Raw genomic sequence first — 22,304 nt, forward strand, 5'->3', positions numbered from 1 at the left:
TGGAGGTGACGGGCCCCCATCCTCCCGCACCGGACCGGCCGACCGGCACCCGGTTTGGCCCGGCCCTAGAGACCGAGGCCGCGGCCGATGATCTCCTTCATGATCTCGGTGGTGCCGCCGTAGATCGTCTGCACCCGGCTGTCCAGCCAGGCCTTCGCCACCGGGTACTCCAGCATGAAGCCGTAGCCGCCGTGCAGCTGCACGCACCGGTCGGCGACCTTCGTCTGCAGCTCGGTGGTCCACCACTTGGCCTTGGCCGCGTCGGTCACCGAGAGCCGGCCCGCGTTGAACTCGGCGACGCAGTGGTTCACGAAGGTGCGCGCGATGGTGATCTCGGTGTCCAGCTCGGCCAGGAGGAACCGGTTGTGCTGGAACCGGCCGATCGGGCGACCGAACGCCTCCCGGGACCGGGCGTGTTCCAGCGTGAGCGCGAGCAGCTTCTCGCAGGCGGCCACCGCGGCGACGGCGATGCTCAGCCGCTCCCGGGGCAGGTTGGCCATCAGGTGGTAGAAGCCGTGGTTCTCGGTGCCGATCAGGTTCTCCGCCGGCACCCGGCAGTCGTCGAAGAACAACTCGGCGGTGTCGTTGGCCTTCAGGCCGACCTTGGCCAGCCGCCGGCCCCGACCGAAGCCCGGCGTGCCGCTCTCCACCACGACCAGGCTGACCCCGTGCGCGCCCTGCTCCGGCGCGGTCTTGACCACCACGACCACCAGGTCGGCCAGCTCGCCGTTGGTGATGAACGTCTTCTGCCCGTTGAGGACCAGGCTGTCGCCGTCGCGCACCGCGCTGGTGCGGATGCCGGCCAGGTCGCTGCCCGCGCCCGGCTCGCTCATCGCGATCGCGGTGACCAGGTCGCCGGAGCAGAAGCCGGGCAGCCAGCGCTTGCGCTGGTCGTCGGTGGTCAGCTCGGTCAGGTACGGCGCGACCACGTCGTTGTGCAACCCGAACCCGAGGCCCGAGCACCCGGACGCGACGATCTCCTCGTCCAGCACCGCGTTGAACCGGAAGTCGCGCTGCCCGCCGCCGCCGTACTCGGGGTCGACGTCGGGGCCGAGCAGCCCGGCCGCGCCGGCGGCCCGCCACACCTCCCGGTCGACGATCCCGTCGGCCTCCCAGCGCTCGTGGTGCGGCACCGCCTCCCGGGTCAGGAACCGGCGGCACAGGTCCCGGAACTCCTCGTGGACGGGCTCGTAGAGATGCTGCTCCATGGCGGCCAGTCTGGCACCGCTCACCCGCCCTGGACAGAGGCGAGCCGCGCTCGCAGCCGGCGTTCCCGGTGCCTGGTCCGGGCGGCCTGGGCCAGGACCGCGACCAGCACCACCCCGAACCCGATCGCGCTGCCCGTCCACCCCACGTGCAGCGCGATCACGATCAGCACGCCGAGCAGCACGGTGCCCCCGACGGCGCCGAGCAGCACGCCCCGGCGCACGGCGGGCAGGTTGTCGGTGACCGCCGCGAGATCCGCCTCGTCGGTCGGCGGCTCGCCCCGGCGCAGCGCGGCCATGGTCAGCCGCCAGCCGGCGTTCCGCTCCGCCTCGGCGGGGGTGCGCGGCTCCCCCCAGCGACCGAGGATGAAGAGGAACAGGAAACCCCAGATCACCCCGCCCAGGCCGGCTCGGACCACGGCGACCAGCGCGGAGCCGTCACGCTCGTCCCAGAGTCGCAGCGGCAGCCAGCACAGCCCGGCGATCAGCATGAACATCACGTACGAGCCGGGCGGGCCGAGCCGGACCGGTGACCCACGGCGGGGGGTGACGGACATGACGGGGCCCTACCCGCGCGCGGCATCCGGCAATCCCTTGTGGACATCCGGCGGCGGGCCCGACGTGCCTAGGATGCCCGGATGAGCACACTGACCGGGAAGCAGGTCGCCGACGCGGGGCTGGACGGGTGGACCTTCCTGCTGGGCGCGCTGCACACCCGCATCCGTACCCCGGACTTCGCCGCCGGCCTGGCGCTGGTGGCCGCCGTCGGCGCGGAGGCCGAGCGGGTCGACCACCATCCCGACCTGGACCTGCGCTACACCCACGTCGACGTGCGGCTGTGGTCGCACGACGCGGGCGGGGTGACAGGCCGTGACCTGCGGCTGGCCCGGACGATCTCGGCGCTCGCCGCGGACGCCGGCCTGTCGGTGTCGTACGCCGGGCTGTCCCGGCTGGAACTCGCGCTGGACAGCCCGGAGTACGCGGCCGTGCTGCCGTTCTGGCAGGCGGTTCTGGCCGGGGAGCGCCCAAGCGGTCCTGCCGACGACGAGGTGCGCGACCCGGCCGGCGCGCTGCCCACCGTCTGGTTCCAGTCCTCCGGGCGCGACGAGCCCCGGCAGCGCTGGCACCCGGACGTCTGGGTCGACCCGGCCGAGGTCCGGCCGCGGATGGAGGCCGCGCTGGCGGCGGGCGGCACGCTGGTCAGCGACGCGGAGGCCCCGCACTTCTGGGTGCTGGCGGACCCGGACGGCAACCGGGTCTGTCTCTGCACCTGGCAGGGACGCGACTGAGAAACCGGGGCGACGGCCGGGCGAGGCGACGCTAGCGTGCCGGTGTGGACGCACGCGCGCTGATCGAGGAGTTCAACGCCGCCTGGTCGCGGGGTGACCTGGCGGCGATGTCCGGCTGCCTGGCCGAGGACGTGAGCTACTGCCCGAACGCCTGGGACGGGCCGGCCGGCACGGTACGCGGGCGTGCCGCCGTCGTCGCCGTCCTCGCCGGGCAGTCGGGTTCGGGCGAGGGTCCGGCGCTCGGCGCGGTCTGGGCCACCGACGACCGTGCGGTCTGCGAGTGGGCGTGGCCTCCGGCCGAGGACGGCACGGTGCTGCGTGGGCTGGACGTCTACCGCGTCCGCGACGGGCGGATCGTCGCCAAGGACGTGTTCGGCAAGATCACTTCTTGAGCGCCCCGGCGGCCACCCTCAGGTCGGCGACCAGCCCCTCGTACGCGACGTCCTGGTTGTCGGCGCGCAGCACGGCGGAGGGGTGGATGGTCGCCAGCAGCCGGGTCGCCGGCGCGTCGGCGACCGCTCCGGTCCGGTCCACCGGCACCCGGGCGAAGTCCTCCGGGTGCTGCGCGGCCGCCGGCCACGGCAGCAGCTCGCCGCGTTGCCGGGTCACCCGGAACGTAGGGCCGAGCAGCGCCTTGGCGGCGGTGGCGCCGAGCACCACCACGACGTCCGGGTGCAGCCGGGCGAACTCGGCGACCAGCCAGGGCCGGCAGGCGGTGATGTGCACCCGGTCCGGCGTCTGGTGGATGCGTCGCGTGCCGCGCCACTCGAAGCGGAAGTGCTTCACCGCGTTGGTCAGGTAGATCTGGCCGGGGTCGAGGCCGGCGTCGTCGACGGCCCGGCGCAGCAGGCGGCCGGCGGGGCCGACGAACGGCAGTCCCTTCTGGTCCTCGACGTCGCCGGGCTGCTCGCCGACGAAGACCACCCGGGCGTGCTCGTCACCGCGCCCGAAGACGGTCTGCGACGCGTCCCGGTACAGCTCGCAGCCCCGGCAGCCGGCCGCCGCGGCGCGCAGCTCGTCGATGGTGTCCGCCCGTGGCGGGATGAACTCCTGCGCTCCGGGCGCGCTGTCGGTCTCGGCCATGCCGACCGTTCTACCCCGTCCGCCGCGCCCCACGCGACCGCCCTGCCGCGAGGTCGCCGAGCGGGGCCCCCGCCGGTCAGGTGGTGAAGGTGGGGCCGGGACGCAACGCGCCGACGAGCGCGTCGGCCAGCGCGGAGAGCTCACCCTGGTCGAGGGAGCTGACGGTGACGCGGACGGCGGGGGCGGCGGCGATCCGGTAGGGGCTGCCGGGGGCGACCGACCAGCCGGCGTCGCGCAGGGCGGTGACCGCGACCGTCTCGTCGGGCACCGGCACCCAGACGTTGATCCCGGTGCGTCCGTGCGCGGCCACCCCACGCGCGGCGAGCGCGGTCACCAGCCCGTCGCGCCGGCGGTCGTAGCTGTCCGCCGCGCGTCGCACCAGGTCGGCGGTGGCCGGGTCGCGCCAGAGCGACAGGACCAGGCGTTGCAGCACGGTGGAGACCCAGCCGGCGCCGACCCGCGCCCGGCCGGCCACCCGGGCGACGGTGGCCTCGTCCCCGGCCAGCACGGCGAGCCGCAGGTCGGGTCCGTAGGGCTTGCTCACCGACCGGACGAAGGCCCACGTCGCTGTCGCCCCGGCGAGCGGGTGCAGGGGTACGCGGGCCAGCTCGGCGGCGTGGTCGTCCTCGATCAGCAGCAGGTCGGCCCGGCCGGCGAGCAGCGTCCGCAGGGCCGCCGCCCGGTCGGCGGAGACGGCCGCACCGGTCGGGTTCTGGGCCCGGCTGGTGACGACCAGCGCGCGCACCCCGGCGGCCAGCGCGGCCCGCACCCCGGGCTCGGTCGGGCCCTCGTCGTCCACCGGCACCCCGACGGTGCGCAGCCCGAGCGCGGCGACCAGGTCGAGCAGGTTGGCCCAGCCCGGGTCCTCCACCGCCACCGCGTCGCCGGGGCGCAGGTGCGCGGCGAGCAGCCGTTCGATGCCGTCCAGCGCGCCCCCGGTGACGGTCAGGTCGGCGGCCGGCACCCCGTCGGCCGCGAACCGGTCCCGGGCGACGGCGGCCAGTTCGGGCAGGACGGCGGCGTCCGCGTACCCGGTCGGGGTCCCGGCCTCGGCGGCGAGCGCGGCCAGGTGCGGCCCGAGCGGGGGCAGCAGCCGGGGGTCGGGGTGCCCGGCGGAGAGGTTCCGGGTGCCGGGTCGCGGAGGCGGTGCCAGCGCGGCCCGGCGGGTGGCCACCGGCGGGCGGGGCCGGACCGTCGTGCCGTGCCGGCCTGCGGTGGCGACCAGGCCGCGCTGCCGCAGGTCCTGGTAGGCCTTCGCGACCGTGGCCGGGCTGACGCCCAGCTCGCCGGCGAGCGTGCGGACCGCCGGCAGGGCGTCGCCCGGGGCGAGCGCGCCGGCGCGGATGCCGGATTCCACGCTCGCCGAAATGGCCGCCGACGTGGAACCGCTGATCTGATAACGTGCTGCCACAGTTCGAGAATTGTACTATAACAAAAGGTGGGATGCCGCATGTACCCCCCGACCGCACGCACCACCGCCACCCGCACGCGGGACCGGATGCGCTACGACCGGGACACCGCCCACGCGCTGCTGGACGAGGCGTACCACTGCGCGCTGGCGTTCACCGTGGACGGTGAGCCGCGGGTCCTGCCGACCCTGCACGTCCGCGTCGACGACACCCTCTACCTGCACGGCTCCACCGGCAGCCGCCCGCTGTTGGCCGCCCGGGGCGACGCCGGGCTGCCGGTCTGCGTCGCGGTCACCCACCTCGACGGGCTGGTCTACGCCCGCTCCCAGTTCCACCACAGCGCCAACTACCGGTCGGTGGTCGTGCACGGCACCGCCCGGCTGGTCGACGACGCCGCCGAGAAGGCCGCCGTGCTGACCGCGCTGGTGGAGAAGGTGGCGACCGGCCGGTCCGCCGAGAGCCGGCCGCCGAACCGGCGCGAGCTGGCCGAGACGGCGGTGCTCGCGCTGCCGCTGCGCGAGGTGTCGGTGCGCACCCGCACCGGTGGGGTCAACGACGAGCCGGCGGACGAGAGCCTGCCGTACTGGGCCGGCGTGCTGCCGCTGCGCCTCACGCCCGGGCGGCCCGAGCCGGCCCCGGGCGTCACCGCGCCGGTTCCGGCCTACCTGCGACCGGCGGGGTCGCCGTGGCGGGACCCGGTGGTGCTGCGCGGCGAGCACGTGGTGCTGGAGCCGCTGGACCTCTCCCACGCCGAGGAGCTGCACGCCGCCACCGAGGATCCCGAGGTGTGGCGGCACCTCGGCGGTCCGCAGCCGGCCGACGTCGCCGAGATGCGTCGGGTGCTCGCCGCCTACCTGGACGCGCAGCAGCGCGGCGAGCAGGTGTGCTGGGTGCAGCGGTGCGCCCCGACGGGCGCCGTGGTCGGCACCACCTCCTGGTACGAGATCGACCCGGCCCGCCGGTCGCTGGCGATCGGCTACACCTGGCTGGGCCGGCCCTGGTGGCGGACCGGCGTCAACACCGAGGCGAAGCTGCTGCTGCTCACCCGGGCGTTCGAGGAGCTGGACGCGGTCCGCGTGGTCTGGCACACCGACATCCGCAACGAGCGCTCGCAGCGCGCGATCGAACGGCTCGGCGCTGCGCGCGAGGGCGTGCTGCGGCAGCACAAGCAGCGGCCCGACGGCTCCTGGCGGGACACCGTGCAGTACTCGATGCTCGCGCAGGAGTGGCCGAACGCACAGCTCAGGCTGCGGGAACGGCTTCGCCCGGCGGTGCCGGCCGGGTCATGATGTCCGGCGTGCTGGGGATCACCGACATCGGGACGTACGTGCTGGGCACGGTGGCGATCGTGCTGCTGCCCGGCCCGAACTCGCTCTTCGTGCTCGCCACCGCCGCCCGCCGCGGCGTGGCCACCGGCTACCGGGCCGCGGCCGGGGTCCTCGTCGGCGACGCCGCGCTGATGGTCCTCTCCGCCGCCGGGGTGGCCTCGCTGCTCCGGGCGTACCCGCCGCTGTTCCTCGTGATCAAGTACGCCGGCGCGGCGTACCTCGGGTGGTTGGGGCTGGCCATGCTGCGCGGCGCGTGGCGGCGCTGGCGCGACCGCAACGACCCGGCCACGCCGCGCCTGATCGACGAGGTCGAGCCGGCGGCGCAGCGCGACCCGTTCCGGCGGGCACTGACGATCAGCCTGCTCAACCCGAAGGCGATCCTCTTCTTCGTGTCGTTCTTCATCCAGTTCGTCGACCCCGGCTACGCGTGGCCGGCGCTGTCGTTCCTGCTGCTCGGGTTGATCGCGCAGGTGACCAGCGTGCTCTACCTGACCGCGTTGATCTTCACCGGCACGTTCCTGGCCGCCCAGTTCCAGCGGCGTCGGCGACTCGCCGCGACCGGCACCACCGCCGTGGCGATGCTGTTCCTCGGGTTCAGCCTCAAGCTCGCGGCGGGTTGAAAGGAAGGGCCCCCTCTTAACGCGATCGGTAGAGGAAGGGCCCCTTCTTAACACCCGCGCTCGGGGCCGGGACGGCGCTCAGGTGCCGTCGCCGCCGCTCCCGCCGCCACCGACGCCGGCGCCGCCGGCGGTGCCGCCCAGGCCGTAGCCGGGGGCGACGGGCTGGTCGGGGTGGCGGCTGACGTGCGCCGACTCGCGGATCGTGGCCGACCAGTCCGCGTGCGAGGCGGCCGCCGCGTGCCGGTCGATGGCGTGCCGCAGCCAGCCGTCCACGGTCGCCACCCAGTCCCGCTGGTCGGCGCCGGCGTGCCAGACCCGGAACCGGCTGATGCTCTGGTGGGTCACGCCGGCCAGGGAGAGCCGCCGGTCCAGCCAGAACAGCACCTCCATGCCGACCGAGGTCGTCACCATGATCACTTCGAGTTCGGTCATCGGGCCGGCGTAGAGCGGAGCGGCCCAGAAGCCCAGCCGCTGCTGGAACGGCAACGTCTGCTCCACCCCGGGCAGCCGGCCCTGCTGGAACCCGGCCTGGCGCATCACGAAGCCGAGCGTGTCCAGCGCGGCGAGCAGGTGCTGCTGGGTGGGCAGCGGATGGATCAGCACCGGCACCATCTCGCCCTGGTCCAGGTCCGGGTCGACGGACACCTCGGTGCGCAGCCCGGTACGCAGACTCAGCAGCGGCACCCCGCCGAACATGGTGACCGGCGTCTCCCACGGCAGCGGCACCGCGAAGTCGACCGCCCGCCGTCTGCCGGCCGGCACCACGAACCGCCCGGCGATCGGCCACCGGTGGTACTGCACGAGCCGGCGCGGCGACCCCGGGTCCTCCGGTTCGACGGATGTGACCAGCCCCAGCCGGATGTGCCGGACCGGGACGTCCTCGCCGTCGGCGCGCAGGATCACCCGCCCCGGCAGGCGCAGTCCCGGCCGGGTGCTCGGGTTCGGCAGCGTGGTGCTCACCGAGAGCCCGGTCCAGGCCGACCCCCGCGACACCCCGGTCAGCCGCATGCGGTGGCATTCCCGCTGCCCGCCCCCGCATGCGCCCTCCGCCGGGGCCGGATCGGCGAGGTGGCGGCATCCGGGCGACCCGGACACCGCCACCTCGACACGAGGGTGGGGATCAGCGCATCCGTCGGCCCCGCGGCACCGGGTCGGTCTCGTCGTCGAACTCGCCGATGACCTCCTCCAGCAGGTCCTCCAGCGCGACGAAGCCGATCGGCCGGGTCGGCCCGCCGCCGTTGCGCACCAGCGCGAGCTGGGCCTGCCGGCCGCGCATCGCGGCCACCGCCTCGGTCACCGACGCCTCGGCGGGCAGCGTGAACGCGTTCGTCATCAGCTCCTCGGCGGTCGCCGGGCGCCCGGTGGTGACCGCGCGCACCGCCTCCCGCACGTGGACCAGGCCGCACACCTCGCCACCGGCGTCGACCACGGCCAGGCGGGACCGGCCGCTGTCCCGGGAGACGTGCTCGATCCGCTCGGCGGTGTCGTCCCGGCGGACCGTGACGATCCGGTCGAACGGTTCCATCACCTGGGCCACGGTGGTGCCCTGCAACTCCAGCATGCTGGTCAGCAGCTGGTGCTGCTCGGCGCCGAGCAGGCCGTGCTCCCGGGACTGCTCCAGCAGGATGCGCAGCTCGTCCGGGCCGTGCACCTGGGCGAGCTGGTCCTGCTGCTGCACGCCGACCAGTCGCAGCATCGCGTTGGCCAGCCCGTTGAGCAGGGAGAGGACCGGGCGGGCGATCCGGGCGAAGGCCCGGAACGGCAGCGCCAGCAGCATCGCCGAGCGCTCCGCGTCGGTGATCGCCCAGGACTTCGGGGCCATCTCGCCGACCACCAGGTGCAGGAACGTGACGAGCCCCAGCGCGAACACCAGGGCCACCACGTGGCTGGCCGCGTCCGGCAGGCCGACCGCGTGCAGCAGCGGACTGAGCAGGTGCTCGATGGCCGGCTCGGCCAGCGCACCGAGGCCCAGCGTGCACAGCGTGATGCCGAGCTGGGCGCCGGCCAGCATCAGGCTCAGCTCGCGGACGCCGTCCAGCGCCGCGCGGGCCGCCCGGCCACCACCGGCCGCCGACTGTTCCAGCCGGTACCGCTTGGAGGCGACCAGCGCGAACTCGGCCGCCACGAAGAACCCGTTGAGCGCCAGCAGCACTCCGGAGAAGATGAGCGCGAAACCGGGGGTCATGCCGCTCCCTCCCCGGGCACGTCGGCGGTCGGGCGCAGCCGCACCGAGTCGGCCACGTGCCGGTCCACGGCCAGCACCTCGACCAGCACCCGGGGCCCGGACGCCGACTCGTCGCCGTCGACCACCTGCGCGATCTCCAACCGGTCACCGACCTCGGGCACCCGGCCCAGCTCCCGCATGACCAGCCCGGAGAGCGTGTCGTACTCCGGCGCCTCAGGCAGTTCGATGCCGGTGCTGTCGGCGACCTCGTCGATCCGCCAGCGCGCCGGCACCACCCACGAGCCGTCCTCCTGCCGCGCCGGAGCGCGCTCCGGCGGGTCGTCCTCGTCCCGGATCGGCCCGACCAGCTCCTCCGCCAGGTCCTCCAGCGTGATCACGCCGGCGAAGCCGCCGTACTCGTCGACCACGCAGGCGAGCTGCCGGTGCCCGGACCGGAGCCGGTCCAGCACCGTCGGCAGGGGCAGCGTCTCGGGCACCAGCAACGGGGGTACGGCCACCGCGTCGACCCGGGTGGTCGCGCGCTCGGCCGGGGGCACCCCCAGCACGTCGGCGATGCCGACGATGCCGACCAGGTCGTCGACGCCCTCGGCGCCGCGCACCGGGAACCGGGAGTGGCCGGTGTCGAGCATCTCCACGATCCGGCTGACCGGCTCGTCGGCGCGGACGGTGTGCACGTCCACCCGGGGCACCATGGCCTCACCCGCGGTCAGCTCCCGGAAGTCGAGGCCCCGGTCGAGCAGGTCGGACATGGTCGCGTCGAGGTGCCCCTCCTCCCGGGACTCGGCGATGATCTGTTCCAGGTCCTCCGGGGTCGCGCCGCTGGGCAGCTCCTCGATCGGCTCGATGCCGACCCGCCGGAGCAGCCGTACGGCGGCCCGGTCGAAGAGCGTGATCAGCGGCCCGGCGATCCGCAGGTACATCAGGGTGGAGCGGGACAGCGCCCGGGCCAGCGGCTCGGCCCGGGCGATGGCCAGGTTCTTCGGGGCCAGCTCGCCCAGGACCATCTGCACCACGGTGGCGATGACCAGGGCGAGCACCACCGACAGCGGCAGCGCCACGGCGCTGGACACGCCGGTGAGGCCGAGCAGCTCGGCCAGCCCGGCGCCCAGGAACGGCTCGGCGACGTAACCGACCAGCAGGGCGGTCACGGTGATGCCGAGCTGGGCGCCGGAGAGCATGAAGGAGAGCCGCCCGGTGACCTCCAGGGCCCGGGCCGCGGCACGGTCGCCACCGTCGGCGAGCTGCTTGAGCTTGCCCCGGTCCACGGCGACGTAACCGAACTCCTGGGCCACGAAGTAACCGGTGGCGGCGGTGAGCACGATGATGAGAAGAAGGCCGACGAGGATCAGCACGGGAGGTTCAGGGCTCCCGGGGTCGTCGGGTCGGGAAGATGCCGGGTACGACCCGGCCGGCTACTGCTGCCCTCCGGGGCAGGAGAGTCGATCATGTCGCCATTTTATCGGTGCTCGCTGGACGCCCGCTGAAGGTGCCGAAAAGCCTCCGCCACGTCCGGTTCCTCATCGTTCGGCCAGCTCGTCGACGTCCAGCAGCGTCCGGTCGACCCGCCCGGACCGGTAGGCGGCCCGGCCGATCATCTGCGCGGCGACCGGCGCGGTGGAGAGCTGGAAGATCGCCACCAGCACCAGCATGCCCAGGTCCGACGGCGTACGCAGGCGCAGCGCCAGGCCGGCCAGGAGCAGCAGCACGCCGAGCACCTGCGGCTTGGTGGCCGCGTGCATCCGGTCCAGCGTGTCCGGGAAGCGCACCAGCCCGATCCCGGCGACCAGGCTGAGCAGCGCCCCGGCCAGCAGCAGGATCCCCCCGGCCCAGTCCGCGACCCCGCTCACGCTCACGCTGACCCCCCGTCTGTTCGCGACTGCGGGGCTCGCAGGCCCGGCTCACTCCTCGCGCTCACGATTCGGCCCGGACGGCGAAGCGGACCAGCGACACCGACCCGACGAACCCGAGCAGGGAGAGCACCACCAGGATCGGCAGCGTGCTGGCGTGCCGGTTGACCGCCGCCTCCGCCCCCACCGCGCCGAGCATGGCCGCCAGCAGCAGGTCGGCCCCGACGACCCGGTCGAGCAGGGACGGGCCGCGGTAGATCCGGGCCAGGGCGAGCAGCGCGGTGGCCGAGAGCAGCACGGTCAGCGCGACGGCGAGCAGGACGGTCACGGGTGGTTCCTCCGTTCGACGGGTTCGAGGTCGAGCTGCCGTACCTCGGTGGGAGAGCCGACGGCGCGGACGATGCGCCGTTCGACGGAGAGCACGCGCTCGCGGCTGCCGGCCAGGTCCTCGGGGCCGCGGACGTCGAGCACGTGCACGTAGAGCACGCCCCGCGCGCGGTCGATGTCGAGGATCAGGGTGCCCGGCACCAGCGAGATCACCTCGGCGGTGAGCGCCAGGTTGAGGTCGGTGCGGACCCGCAGCGGCACCGCGATGATCCCGCCGCGCGGGCGGTAGCCGGGGCGTACCGCGACGGCGGCGACGTGCAGGCTGGCGCTGACCAGCTCCGCCACGAACGTGCCGGCCAGCACCAGCAGCGCGCCCGGGCGCAGCCGGCCGCCGAACGTGACCGGCGGCAGCGGGAAGAAGACCAGCACGGCCGTGCCGAGCACCAGGCCGGCGAGCAGGTTGCCCCAGGACACGTCGCCCCAGAGCAGCAGCCAGGCGACGACCAGCCAGCCGAGCGCCAGCGCCTGGTCGCGCCGCCGCCCGCCCCGGCCCACCGCCGGCGCGGGCGGGTCCGGCCGCGGCGTGGCCTGGGGTACGTCGCCGGTCGGCTCCCCCACGGGGCCCCGACCCGGGGGCAGGTCGTCGGTCACGGCACGTCCCGGGGCAGCACGGCCCGCACGTACGGGGTGCGCTGGCGCAGGTCGGTGGCGGCGTCGGCGGTGACCTGGAACAGCGGCCCGGCCGCCAGGGTGAGCAGCACGCCGATCGCGACCAGCGCGGTGGTGGCCCCGACCATCAGGCCGGGCAGCCGCACGATCGGCGTGTCGGTGGCCAGCCGGGGCGCCCGCCAGAACGCGATGTTCCACACCCGGGACGCGGCGTAGAGGGTGAGCAGGCTGGTCATCGTCCCGGCCGCGACCAGCACGAAGGGCAGCGGACCGCCGGCCGACACGCCGGCCTGGAGCAGGCCCAGCTTGCCCAGGAAGCCGGAGAACGGCGGGATGCCGGCGAGGTTCATCGCCGGCACGAAGAAGAGCACGGCGAGCAGCGGGGTGATCCGCGCCAGCCCGCCCAGGCGGCGCAGGTCGGTGCTGCCGGCCCGCTCCTCGACCAGACCGGCGACCAGGAAGAGCGTGGTCTGGATGGTGATGTGGTGCACCACGTAGAAGATCGCCCCGGACAGGCCGGCGACGCTGCTCAGCGCCACCCCGAAGATCATGTAGCCGATGTGGCTGACCAGGGTGAAGGAGAAGAGCCGCTTCATGTCCGACTGGGCGACCGCGCCGAGGATGCCGACCACCATGGTCAGGCCGGCCACCACCATCAGCAGGCCGTCCACCTGGCCGCCCGGGAACAGCAGCGTCTCGGTGCGGATGATCGCGTACACGCCGACCTTGGTGAGCAGGCCGGCGAAGACGGCGGTGACCGGCGCGGGCGCGGTCGGGTAGCTGTCCGGCAGCCAGGCGGAGACCGGGAAGACCGCCGCCTTGATGCCGAACGCGAGCAGCAGCATGAGCTGCAGGGTCAGGCGTACGCCGGAGGGCAGCGCGTCCAACCGGCCGGCGAGCTGCGCCATGTTCAGGGTGCCGGTGGCCGCGTAGACCAGCCCCACGGCGGACAGGAACAGCATCGACGACAGGATGCTGACCACCACGTACGTGGAGCCGGTGCGCAGCCGCGCCTCGGTGCCGCCGAGCGTGATCAGCACGAAGCTCGCGGCGAGCAGGATCTCGAAGCCGACGAACAGGTTGAACAGGTCGCCGGCCAGGAAGGCGTTCGTCACGCCCGCGGTGAGCACCAGATAGGTGGGGTGGAAGATGCTCACCGGCGCCGTCTCGCTGGTCTCCCCCCGCCCCTGGCCGATCGAGTAGAGCAGCACGCAGAGCGTGACCGCCGAGGAGACCACCAGCATCAGCGCCGCCAACTGGTCGGCCACCAGCACGATGCCGACCGGCGGCGGCCAGCCGCCCACCCGCACCACCACCGGCCCCTGCCGGTACGCCTGCACGAGCAGCACCGCCGCGACCACCAGCACGCTGCTCAGGCACAGCACGCTGATCGACCGCTGCAACCGGGGCCGTCCGGCCAGGATCAGGGTGAGCGCGGCGCCGAGCAGCGGCACCACCACCGGCAGCGGCACCAGCGCGCTCATGTGCCGTCCCGGCGCAGTCGGCGGCGGGCGGGCTCCGGATCGACCTGCTCCGGGTCGTCGTCCGGGCCCTCGCCCCCCAGGTCGGCGGTGGACACCTCGTTGCGCTCGGCGAGCCGGACGATCTGCCGGTCCTCCAGGTCGTCCTGCACCTCGTCGTCGCCGCTGGTGTACCAGCTGCGGTACGCGACCGCGAGCAGGAACGCGGTCAACCCGAACGTGATCACCACGGCGGTCAGCACCATCGCCTGCGGCAGCGCGTCGCTCATCGCACCGGCCGGCGCGCTGCCGACCAGCGGCGCCTCGCCGGACCGCCCGCCCAGCAGGATGAGCAGGTTCACCCCGTTGCCGAGCAGGATCACGCCGAGCAGGATCCGGGTCAGGCTGCGCTCCAGCAGCAGCGTGACGCCGGTGGCCACGAGCACCCCGACCGCCAGCACCAGCACCAACGTCGGCCCGGCCGCCCCCCGCGTCACGGAACCCCCCTTGATCGCGACTGCGGGGCTCGCAACCCCGGCTCACTCCTCGCGCTCACGGGGTCCCGCCCTCGCGCTGGACGGTCAGGCCGCGACCCGGTTCGCCGGCGGCCTCCACGTGCCGGTCCACCTCGGCGCCCAGGCTGCGCAGGATGTCCAGTACCAGCCCCACCACCACCAGGTAGACGCCGATGTCGAAGAAGAGCGACGTGACCAGGTAGAAGTGGCCGACCAGGGGCAGCCACAGGTCCACCTTCACGCTCTGCAGCACGTCGCCGGTCAGCGCCAGGCCGACCACCCCGCTGCCGACCGAGACGGCCAGCCCGGCGCCGAGCACCATCCCGGCGCCGACCGGCGCGGCCTCGGCCAGCTCGTACCGCCCGCCGGCCAGGTAACGCAGGGCCAGCGCGAGGCCGGCGACGAGCCCGCCGGAGAACCCGCCGCCCGGCGCGTTGTGCCCGGAGAAGAGCAGGAACAGCGAGAAGAGCAGCATGGTGTGGAAGATCAGCCGGGTGACCACCTCGAACACGATCGAGCGCCGCCGCTCGCGCAGCGTCTGCCCGCCGCGCAACCAGACCGTGCGCCGGTCACCGGGGCGCAGCCCGGCCGGCTGGGGCCGGCGTGGCCGGGGCCCGGTGCGGGAGCGCTCGAAGATCAGGCTGGCCACCCCGGTCGCGGTCACCACGAGCACCGCCAGCTCCCCCATCGTGTCCCAGGCCCGGATGTCGACCAGGGTCACGTTGACCACGTTGCGGCCGTACCCCTCGGCGACGCTGAGGTCCGGGAACGCCGCGGAGATAGACGGCGCCCGCCGCGCGCCGGACGCGGCCAGCGCCAGGCCGGCCATCACCAGGCCGGCGGCGAGCCCGACGCACCGGCGTACCCAGCGGCTGCGGCGCAGCGGCCGGGCCGAGAAGCGTTCCGGCAGCCGGCGCAGCACCAGCACGAACACGGCGATGGTGGCGGTCTCCACCAGGAACTGGGTGAGGGCCAGGTCCGGCGCGCCGTAGAGGACGAACATCATCGCGGTGCCGTAGCCGGTCACGCCGACCAGCAGCATCGCGGTGAGCCGGCGACGCGCGCCCACCGCGAGCACCGCGGCGACCGCGATCACCACGCAGACCACCAACTGGGCGGGGTTGTCCCAGGGCGCCAGGTGGACCCGCCAGGGCGCGGTGGCCAGCATCGCCGTGCCCGGCACGAGCACCAGGGCGACCAGCACGGTGCCGAGGTACTGCGGCAGCGAGCCGCGCTGGGTGGCGCCGGTGACCTCGATGGCGAGCAGGTCGAACCGGTGCGTCACCCACTCGTACCCCTGGTTGCCGCCGACCGGCGACCGCAGCCGGGCCAGCACCGGGGTGAGCGGGCCGCGGACCAGGTGCAGCACCACGCCGCCGGCCAGCACCAGGGCGGAGAGGCCGAGCGCCGCAGTGGGCCCGTGCCACAGCGCCAGGTGCTCCTCGACCGGGCCGAACAGCTCCGCGTACGGCTCGAACAGGTCGCTCAACCAGCCGGCGGCCGGGCCGGCGACGAACCCGGCCACGGCGAGCACCGCGGGCGGCACGAGCATCGCGGCCGGGGGCCGCGCCATCTCGGTGTCCGGCACGCCCGGCCGGGTGCCGAACGCGCCCCACAGGAAGCGGATGCTGTAGGCGACGGTCAGCGCGCTGCCGGCCACCAGCACGGCCAGCACCAGCGGGTCTCCGGTGAACGCGGCGAGCACCGCCTCCTTGCCCACGAACCCGAGCAGCGGCGGCAGCCCGGCCATCGAGGCGGCGGCCAGCCCGGCGACCGTGGCCAGCACCGGGGCGGCCCGGCCCACCCCGGACAGGTCCCGCAGGTCCCGGGTGCCGGCCTCGTGGTCGAGGATGCCCACGACGAGGAAGAGCGCAGCCTTGAACAACGCGTGCGCCGCCAGCATCGCCACGCCGGCCAGCGCCGCCTTCGGGGTACCCGCCCCGAACATCACCGCGAGCAGGCCGAGCTGGCTGACCGTCCCGTACGCCAGCAGCAGCTTGAGGTCGGTCTGCCGCAACGCCGCCCACCCGCCGATCGCCAGCGTGACCAGCCCGGCGACCACGGTGACCGGCCGCCACGGCCCGGCCGGCGCGAGCGCCGGGCCGAGCAGCCCCAGGAGGAAGACGCCGGCCTTCACCATCGCGGCGGCGTGCAGGTACGCGCTCACCGGCGTGGGCGCGGCCATCGCCACCGGCAGCCAGGCGTTGAACGGGAAGATCGCGGACTTGGCCAGCGCGCCGGCGAGGACGAGCAGCACCGCCGTGACCAGGTAGCCGCCGCCGGGCAGCGGCGCGGCGGCCACCACCGACCAGCGGTAGCCCCCGGCGTGGTGGCCGAGCAGCAGGAACCCGACCAGCATGGCCAGCCCGCCGAGCGTGGTGACGGTGAGCGCCTGGGCGGCGGCCCACCGGCTGGACCGGCGCTCGGTGCTGTGCCCGATCAGCAGGTAGGAGAAGACCGTGGTCAGCTCCCAGAACACGTAGAGCAGCAGCAGGTCGTCGGAGACGACCAGACCGACCATCGCCCCGGCGAAGGCGACCATGACGGCGGCGAACCGGGCCAGCCCGACGGAGCCGGCCTCGAAGTAGCGGGCGGAGTAGACCAGCACCAGCGCGCCGACGCCGCCGACCAGCAGCAGCATCACCCAGGACAGCGTGGTCACCCGCAGCGCCAGGTCGAGGTTGAGTTGCGCGATCCAGGGGTAGGTCTCGACCACCGCGCCGCCGTCGCGTACCGCCCCGGTGTGGGCCACCGCCCAGCCGGCCGTGGCGGCCGGGGCGAGCGCGAGCAGCAGGCAGGCGCGCGGCCCCCAGGTGCGAACCAGCAGCGGGGCGAGCAGCGCCGCCACCAGGTGCAGGATCAGCAGGACGAGCACACGCACTCCCGGTCGAGGCGACAGCGCGCGGGGGCACGCTGCGGGTACGACCGATCAGACGCCACTTCCGCACCCACCCGCGCCGTTTTCCGAAAACCCACCCACCCCCGAGGGGTGCTGTGGAACCGGGTTCAGGGGAGGGGGGCCGGGGTGGGGGTGGGGCGGAGGTCCGCCGAGGCAGCCGGGTGGCCGAGCTGGCGGGCCGCCTTGTCGACGACGCGTTGCGCGGCCGCGAGGGAGCGGACCGGCAGCCGGGCGTCGCGGGTCTCCCGACGCAGGACGAAGTAGTGCACCGCGGCCCGGACCAGGGCCCGGTCGGCTGCGCTGGAGAAGGCGGTGGCGACGACCAGCTCGCGCAGGCGCCGGGCCAGTTCCTCGGCCAGCTCCAGGTCGGAGCCGCGCAGGTTGGCGCGGAGCGCGGCGAGCCGGCTGTCGACCTTGCGGATGAGCACGTCGGTGCCGGGCCTGGAGCCTCGTTCCTCGACGGTCATCCACGCCTCCAGCCACGCCGCGTTGCGAGTGAAGTTACTTTATGTTGCACCCTGCAAGCAAGCAGTTAAGTAAGACTTAACGGATTAACCGCCCATTACTCGCGTGGAATGTGTGCCCGGGACAGAACCGGTCCCACGTCCGGCCGGATGTCACACCGGCGCGGCAGGATGGTGGGCGTGGCGGACGACGTGGCCCCGGCCGACGGGGTGCTGGCGGAATTCGGCGCGGCGACGCGGGAGTGGTTCGCCGCGGCCTTCGCCGCGCCCACGCCCGCCCAGCGGGGCGCCTGGCACTCGGTGGCCGCCGGGCGCAACGCCCTGGTCGTCGCGCCCACCGGTTCCGGCAAGACCCTGGCGGCGTTCCTCTGGTCGCTCGACCGGCTGGCCAAGGAACCACCACCCGCCGACCCGAGGCGGCGCTGCCGGGTGCTCTACGTCAGCCCGCTCAAGGCGCTCGCCGTCGACGTGGAGCGCAACCTGCGCGCCCCGCTCACCGGCATCCGCCAGGCCGCCACCCGGCTCGACCTCGTCCCGCCCGACATCACCGTCGGCATGCGCACCGGCGACACCCCGGCCGACGAGCGGCGGGCCTTCGCCCGCACCCCGCCGGACATCCTCATCACCACCCCTGAGTCACTGTTCCTGCTGCTCACCTCCGCCGCCCGCGACTCGCTGCGCGGGGTGGACACGGTGATCGTCGACGAGGTGCACGCGGTGGCCGGCACCAAGCGCGGCGCGCACCTGGCGCTCTCCCTGGAGCGCCTCGACGCGCTGCTGGAACGCCCGGCCCAGCGGATCGGGTTGTCGGCCACGGTCCGCCCGATCGACGTGTGCGCCCGGTTCCTCGGCGGCGCCCGCCCGGTCGACGTGGTGCAGCCGCCGGCCGACAAGACGATCGAGGTCAGTGTCCAGGTTCCGGTGGAGGACATGACCCGCCTCGACGAGCAGGAGCCGCCGGAGGACGAGCTCGGCGGCCTCGGCCCGCGCCGGCCCTCGATCTGGCCGGCCGTGGAGGAGCGCGTGCTCGGGCTGATCCGGGCGCACCGGTCCACCATCGTCTTCACCAACTCCCGGCGCAGCGCCGAGCGGCTCTGCGCCCGCCTCAACGAGCTGGCCGCCGAGGAGTTGGAGGCGTCGACCCCGCCCGGGGGCAGCCGCGTGGCCCGGGGCGGTGAGCCGGTGCGCGTATCCGATCTGTTGCCGACCGGCGACGGCCCGCCGGCCGGTGCCGGCGGGCCGGCGGACGGCGACGGTCCGGCGGACGCGGCAGGCGGCCGGGACGGGGCCGCCGCGGCCGGTGGCCGGGACGCGGCCGACAGGGCCGGCGGCCGGAGCGGGGCCGAGGCGTTCGGCGGGCCGGTCGGGCCGGTGCGCGCGCCGCGGCAGCCGGCGGAGGTGATGGCGCAGTCCGGCGCGGCGGCCGGCGCGCCCCCGGTGATCGCTCGGGCGCACCACGGCAGCGTCTCCCGGGAGGAGCGCAAACACATCGAGGAGGCGCTCAAGTCCGGCCAGCTCCCCGCCGTGGTCGCCACCTCCAGCCTGGAGCTGGGCATCGACATGGGCGCGGTCGACCTGGTGGTGCAGATCGAGGCGCCGCCGAGCGTCGCCGCCGGCCTGCAACGGGTGGGCCGGGCCGGGCACCAGGTCGGCGCGGTGTCGCGCGGCGTGGTCTTCCCCAAGCACCGCGGCGACCTGCTCTCCTGCACCGTCGTGGCCGAGCGGATGGGCGAGGGCGCGATCGAGGAGTTGCACTACCCGCGCAACCCGCTCGACGTGCTGGCCCAGCAGATCGTCGCCATGGTGGCGCTGGAGCCGTGGCAGCTCGGTGACCTGGCCGTGCTGGTGCGCCGCGCGGCGCCCTTCGCCGAGCTGCCCGACTCGGCGCTGCACGCGGTGCTCGACATGCTCTCCGGGCGCTACCCGTCGACCGCGTTCGCCGAGCTGCGACCCCGCCTGGTCTGGGACCGGGCCACCGACGTGCTGACCGGCCGGCCCGGCGCCCAGCGGCTCGCCGTGACCAGCGGCGGCACCATCCCCGACCGGGGTCTGTTCGGCGTCTTCCTGGCCGGCGCCGAACGGGCGGCCCGGGTGGGCGAGCTGGACGAGGAGATGGTCTACGAGTCCCGGGTCGGCGATGTGTTCCTGCTCGGCTCGTCGTCCTGGCGGATCGAGGAGATCACCCCCGACCGGGTGCTGGTCTCCCCCGCGCCCGGCCAGGCCGCCCGGATGCCGTTCTGGAAGGGCGACCAGCTCGGCCGCCCGGTGGAGCTGGGGCGGGCGATCGGCGCCCGGGTCCGCGCGCTGCTGCGGCAGTCCGACACCGACGCGGTGGCGGCGCTGCGCGCCGGCGGGCTGGACGACTGGGCCGCCGGCAACCTGATGACCTACCTGCGCGAGCAGAAGGCGGCCACCCGCTCGCTGCCCGACGACCGGACGGTGGTGGTCGAGCGCTTCCGCGACGAGCTGGGCGACTGGCGGTTCGCCGTGCACTCGGTGCTCGGCGCCCGGGTCAACGGCCCGTGGGCGCTGGCCATCGGCCGCCGCCTGGCCGAGCGCTACGGCGTGGACGCCCAGGTCATGCCCTCCGACGACGGCATCGTGGTCCGGCTGCCGGACACCGCCGACGAGCCGCCCGGCGCCGACGTGGTGGTCTTCGAGCCGGACGAGATCGCCCAGCTGGTCGAGGAGTCCGTCGGCACGTCGGCGCTGTTCGCCTCCCGGTTCCGCGAGTGCGCGGCCCGGTCGCTGCTGCTGCCCCGCCGCGACCCGCGTCGCCGTCAGCCGCTCTGGCAGCAGCGTCAGCGCGCCGCGCAACTGCTCGACGTGGCCCGCGAGTACGCCGACTTCCCGGTCACCCTGGAGGCGGCCCGGGAGTGCCTCCAGGACGTCTTCGACCAGCCGGCGCTGGCCGAGCTGATGCGTGACCTGGCCGCCCGCAAGGTGCGCCTGGTCGAGGTGGAGTCCGAGCGCCCGTCCCCCTTCGCGCGGTCGCTGCTCTTCGGCTACGTCGGGGCGTTCCTCTACGAGGGCGACGCGCCCCTGGCCGAGCGGCGTGCCGCCGCGCTGGCCCTCGACTCCGGGCTGCTCGGGGAGCTGCTCGGCCGCGTCGACCTGCGGGAGCTGCTCGACCCGGCGGTGCTCGCCGAGACCGAACGCCAGCTGCGGTGGCGCACCGAGCAGCGCCGGCCCCGCGACGCCGAGGACGTGGTCGAACTGCTCCGCGTGGTCGGTGACCTGAGCACCGCCGAGCTGGCCGAGCGGGGGGTGCCGGACGCCTGGCCCGAGGAGCTGGCCGCGGCCCGCCGCGTGCTGCGCGTCCGGATCGCCGGCGAGGACCGCTGGGTGGTCGTCGAGGACGCGGCCCGGCTTCGCGACGCGTTGGGTGTGGCGCTGCCCGTCGGCGTGGCCGAGGCCTACCTGACCCCGGTGGCCGACCCGCTCGGCGACCTGGTCGCCCGGTACGCCCGCACCCACGGCCCGTTCGCGGCGGCCACCTGCGCGGCCCGGTTCGGCCTCGGCGTGTTCGTGGTCGAGCAGGCGCTGCGCCGGCTCGCCGGCAACGGCCGGGTGGTCTCCGGCGAGTTCGCGCCGGACAGCGTCGGCACGCAGTGGTGCGACGCCGAGGTGCTGCGGCTGCTGCGCCGCCGCTCCCTCGCGGCGCTGCGGCGGGAGATCGAGCCGGTGCCGCCCCGGGCACTGGCCGCGTTCCTGCCCCGCTGGCAGCAGGTCGGCTCGTCGGCCCGAGGGGTCGAGGCGCTCGCCGCGACCGTCGAGCAGTTGCAGGGCGCGACGGTGCCGGCGTCCGCGCTGGAGCGTCTGGTGCTGCCCGCCCGGGTGGCCGACTACTCCCCCGCCCAGCTCGACGAGCTGTGCGCGAGCGGCGAGGTGGTGTGGGCCGGCGCGGGTGCCATCTCCGGCGGCGACGGGTGGGTGGCGCTCGCGTACGCCGACGTCGCGCCGCTGCTGCTGCCGCCGCCGGACGAGGCGCTGACGCTCACCCCGCTGCACGAGTCCGTGCTGGACGCGCTCGGCGACGGGCAGGCGCTCTTCTTCCGCTCGCTCGCCGACCGGGTCGGCTCCACCGACGACGCCGCGCTGTCGGGCGCGGTGTGGGACCTGGTCTGGGCCGGTCACCTCACCAACGACACGCTCGCCCCGCTGCGGGCCGCCCTGGGCGCCGGCGGGGCGCACCGGTCCCGGCCGTCGGCGCCGCGCACCCGCTACCGCCGCCCCGGCCGGGTCGCGCTGCCCAGCCGCGGCGGCCCGCCCACCATGGCCGGCCGCTGGTCCCGACTGCCCGAACGCGACCTCGACCCGACCCGGCGGGCCGCCGCCCTGGCCGACCTGCTGCTCGAACGGCACGGCGTGGTGACCCGGGGCGCGGTCGTGGCGGAGCAGGTGACCGGCGGTTTCGCCGCGGTCTACCCGGTGCTGTCCGCGCTGGAGGAGCGCGGGGCCGCCCGGCGCGGCTACTTCGTCGAGGGCCTGGGCGCGGCCCAGTTCGCGGTCCCCGGCGCGGTCGACCGCATCCGCGCGCTGACCGACGACACCCGGGACCGGGGCGGCCCGGCCGTGGTGCTGGCCGCCACCGACCCGGCGAACCCGTACGGCGCGGCGCTGCCCTGGCCGGAACGCGTGGTCGACTCCGGCGACGGGACGGCCCCGGCCACCGGCCACCGGGCCGGCCGCAAGGCGGGTGCGCTGGTCGTGCTGGTCGGCGGCGACCTGGTGCTCTACGTCGAGCGGGGCGGGCGCACGATCCTGTCGTTCACCGACGACACCGACACGCTCGGCGCGGCGGGCAAGGCACTCGCCGACGCGGTGCACTCCGGCGCGCTCGGCGCGATCTCGGTGGAGCGCGCGGACGGCGAGGCGGTGCACACCTCCCCGCTGCGCGACGCGCTCACCGCCGCCGGTTTCCGGGCCACCCCCCGCGGCCTGCGCCTGCGCGGCTGACCTGCCCTGTCCGCCCCCGTGCTAAAGGTGGAACCCGTCGAGACC

The 22,304-nt window shown here is 75.0% G+C and carries 19 protein-coding genes; 5 read left to right on the top strand and 14 right to left on the bottom strand.

Annotated elements, in window-relative coordinates; genetic code table 11:
• Nucleotides 1–65: 65 nt before the first annotated feature.
• Together COO58_RS18145 and COO58_RS18150 are read right to left on the bottom strand one after the other, a co-directional pair.
• On the bottom strand, nt 66–1,208 hold the full coding sequence (locus tag COO58_RS18145; RefSeq protein ID WP_091579735.1) for an acyl-CoA dehydrogenase family protein: 1,143 nt from the start codon (nt 1,206–1,208) through the stop codon (nt 66–68).
• Nucleotides 1,209–1,228: 20 nt separating this feature from the next.
• The gene (locus COO58_RS18150) at nt 1,229–1,762 is read right to left on the bottom strand and encodes a hypothetical protein (RefSeq protein ID WP_098745870.1); all 534 of its coding nucleotides are present in this window, start codon (nt 1,760–1,762) and stop codon (nt 1,229–1,231) included.
• Between the two features lie 81 nt (nt 1,763–1,843).
• Between COO58_RS18150 and COO58_RS18155 the strand changes: the two genes are divergently transcribed.
• Both COO58_RS18155 and COO58_RS18160 read left to right on the top strand, forming a co-directional pair.
• The gene (locus tag COO58_RS18155; RefSeq protein WP_098745872.1) at nt 1,844–2,494 is read left to right on the top strand and encodes a 4a-hydroxytetrahydrobiopterin dehydratase; all 651 of its coding nucleotides are present in this window, start codon (nt 1,844–1,846) and stop codon (nt 2,492–2,494) included.
• A 44-nt stretch (nt 2,495–2,538) separates the two neighbouring features.
• Entirely contained in the window at nt 2,539–2,886 is a 348-nt protein-coding gene (locus COO58_RS18160) for a nuclear transport factor 2 family protein (protein ID WP_091579749.1), read from the top strand.
• On the opposite strand, the gene COO58_RS18165 is transcribed toward COO58_RS18160, so the two are convergent.
• Nucleotides 2,876–3,577, bottom strand: coding sequence for a UdgX family uracil-DNA binding protein (locus COO58_RS18165; RefSeq protein WP_098745873.1), 702 nt, complete (start codon nt 3,575–3,577; stop codon nt 2,876–2,878). The genes COO58_RS18160 and COO58_RS18165 overlap by 11 nt on opposite strands.
• Before the next feature lie 76 nt (nt 3,578–3,653).
• Nucleotides 3,654–4,988 (bottom strand): aminotransferase class I/II-fold pyridoxal phosphate-dependent enzyme, encoded by a 1,335-nt coding sequence (locus tag COO58_RS18170; RefSeq protein WP_098745875.1) that lies wholly within the window; start codon nt 4,986–4,988, stop codon nt 3,654–3,656.
• 39 nt (nt 4,989–5,027) lie between these two features.
• On the opposite strand from COO58_RS18170, the gene COO58_RS18175 reads away from it, so the two are divergent.
• Complete coding sequence (locus COO58_RS18175; RefSeq protein WP_098745876.1) at nt 5,028–6,275, top strand: bifunctional pyridoxamine 5'-phosphate oxidase family protein/GNAT family N-acetyltransferase; 1,248 nt, start codon at nt 5,028–5,030, stop codon at nt 6,273–6,275.
• Nucleotides 6,272–6,934, top strand: a complete 663-nt coding sequence (gene leuE, locus COO58_RS18180) for a leucine efflux protein LeuE (protein WP_098745878.1) — start codon at nt 6,272–6,274, stop codon at nt 6,932–6,934. Before COO58_RS18175 ends, leuE begins: the two co-directional genes overlap by 4 nt.
• 78 nt (nt 6,935–7,012) lie before the next feature.
• Here leuE and COO58_RS18185 read toward each other — a convergent pair whose 3' ends face one another.
• The 10 genes from COO58_RS18185 to COO58_RS18230 form a co-directional block, all read right to left on the bottom strand.
• The gene (locus tag COO58_RS18185) at nt 7,013–7,942 is read right to left on the bottom strand and encodes a sporulation protein (protein WP_098745880.1); all 930 of its coding nucleotides are present in this window, start codon (nt 7,940–7,942) and stop codon (nt 7,013–7,015) included.
• A gap of 112 nt (nt 7,943–8,054) precedes the next feature.
• A complete protein-coding gene (locus tag COO58_RS18190) occupies nt 8,055–9,119 on the bottom strand; it encodes a hemolysin family protein (RefSeq protein ID WP_091579773.1) in 1,065 nt (354 codons plus the stop codon).
• Nucleotides 9,116–10,471 carry a hemolysin family protein gene (locus COO58_RS18195; protein WP_091579778.1) on the bottom strand — a complete coding sequence of 452 codons (1,356 nt, stop codon included), beginning with the start codon at nt 10,469–10,471 and terminating at the stop codon, nt 9,116–9,118. The genes COO58_RS18190 and COO58_RS18195 overlap by 4 nt, the downstream gene beginning before the upstream one ends.
• Before the next feature lie 165 nt (nt 10,472–10,636).
• Nucleotides 10,637–10,966, bottom strand: coding sequence for a monovalent cation/H(+) antiporter subunit G (gene mnhG, locus COO58_RS18200; protein WP_098746438.1), 330 nt, complete (start codon nt 10,964–10,966; stop codon nt 10,637–10,639).
• Nucleotides 10,967–11,030: 64 nt separating this feature from the next.
• Nucleotides 11,031–11,294: a monovalent cation/H+ antiporter complex subunit F gene (locus COO58_RS18205; RefSeq protein WP_091579786.1), complete on the bottom strand. Its 264-nt coding sequence runs from the start codon at nt 11,292–11,294 to the stop codon at nt 11,031–11,033.
• On the bottom strand, nt 11,291–11,944 hold the full coding sequence (locus COO58_RS18210) for a Na+/H+ antiporter subunit E (protein WP_091579789.1): 654 nt from the start codon (nt 11,942–11,944) through the stop codon (nt 11,291–11,293). The genes COO58_RS18205 and COO58_RS18210 overlap by 4 nt, the downstream gene beginning before the upstream one ends.
• Nucleotides 11,941–13,446: a Na+/H+ antiporter subunit D gene (locus COO58_RS18215; RefSeq protein ID WP_098745881.1), complete on the bottom strand. Its 1,506-nt coding sequence runs from the start codon at nt 13,444–13,446 to the stop codon at nt 11,941–11,943. Before COO58_RS18215 ends, COO58_RS18210 begins: the two co-directional genes overlap by 4 nt.
• Nucleotides 13,443–13,919 (bottom strand): Na(+)/H(+) antiporter subunit C, encoded by a 477-nt coding sequence (locus COO58_RS18220; RefSeq protein WP_091579797.1) that lies wholly within the window; start codon nt 13,917–13,919, stop codon nt 13,443–13,445. The genes COO58_RS18215 and COO58_RS18220 overlap by 4 nt, the downstream gene beginning before the upstream one ends.
• Before the next feature lie 55 nt (nt 13,920–13,974).
• Nucleotides 13,975–16,812 carry a Na+/H+ antiporter subunit A gene (locus tag COO58_RS18225; RefSeq protein ID WP_098745884.1) on the bottom strand — a complete coding sequence of 946 codons (2,838 nt, stop codon included), beginning with the start codon at nt 16,810–16,812 and terminating at the stop codon, nt 13,975–13,977.
• Between the two features lie 131 nt (nt 16,813–16,943).
• Nucleotides 16,944–17,303, bottom strand: a complete 360-nt coding sequence (locus COO58_RS18230; RefSeq protein WP_091579801.1) for a hypothetical protein — start codon at nt 17,301–17,303, stop codon at nt 16,944–16,946.
• A 168-nt stretch (nt 17,304–17,471) separates the two neighbouring features.
• Between COO58_RS18230 and COO58_RS18235 the strand changes: the two genes are divergently transcribed.
• A complete protein-coding gene (locus COO58_RS18235) occupies nt 17,472–22,259 on the top strand; it encodes a DEAD/DEAH box helicase (protein ID WP_098745886.1) in 4,788 nt (1,595 codons plus the stop codon).
• Nucleotides 22,260–22,304 lie beyond the last annotated feature (45 nt).

Source organism: Micromonospora sp. WMMA1996, assembly GCF_002573675.1.
Taxonomy (GTDB): domain Bacteria; phylum Actinomycetota; class Actinomycetes; order Mycobacteriales; family Micromonosporaceae; genus Micromonospora; species Micromonospora sediminicola.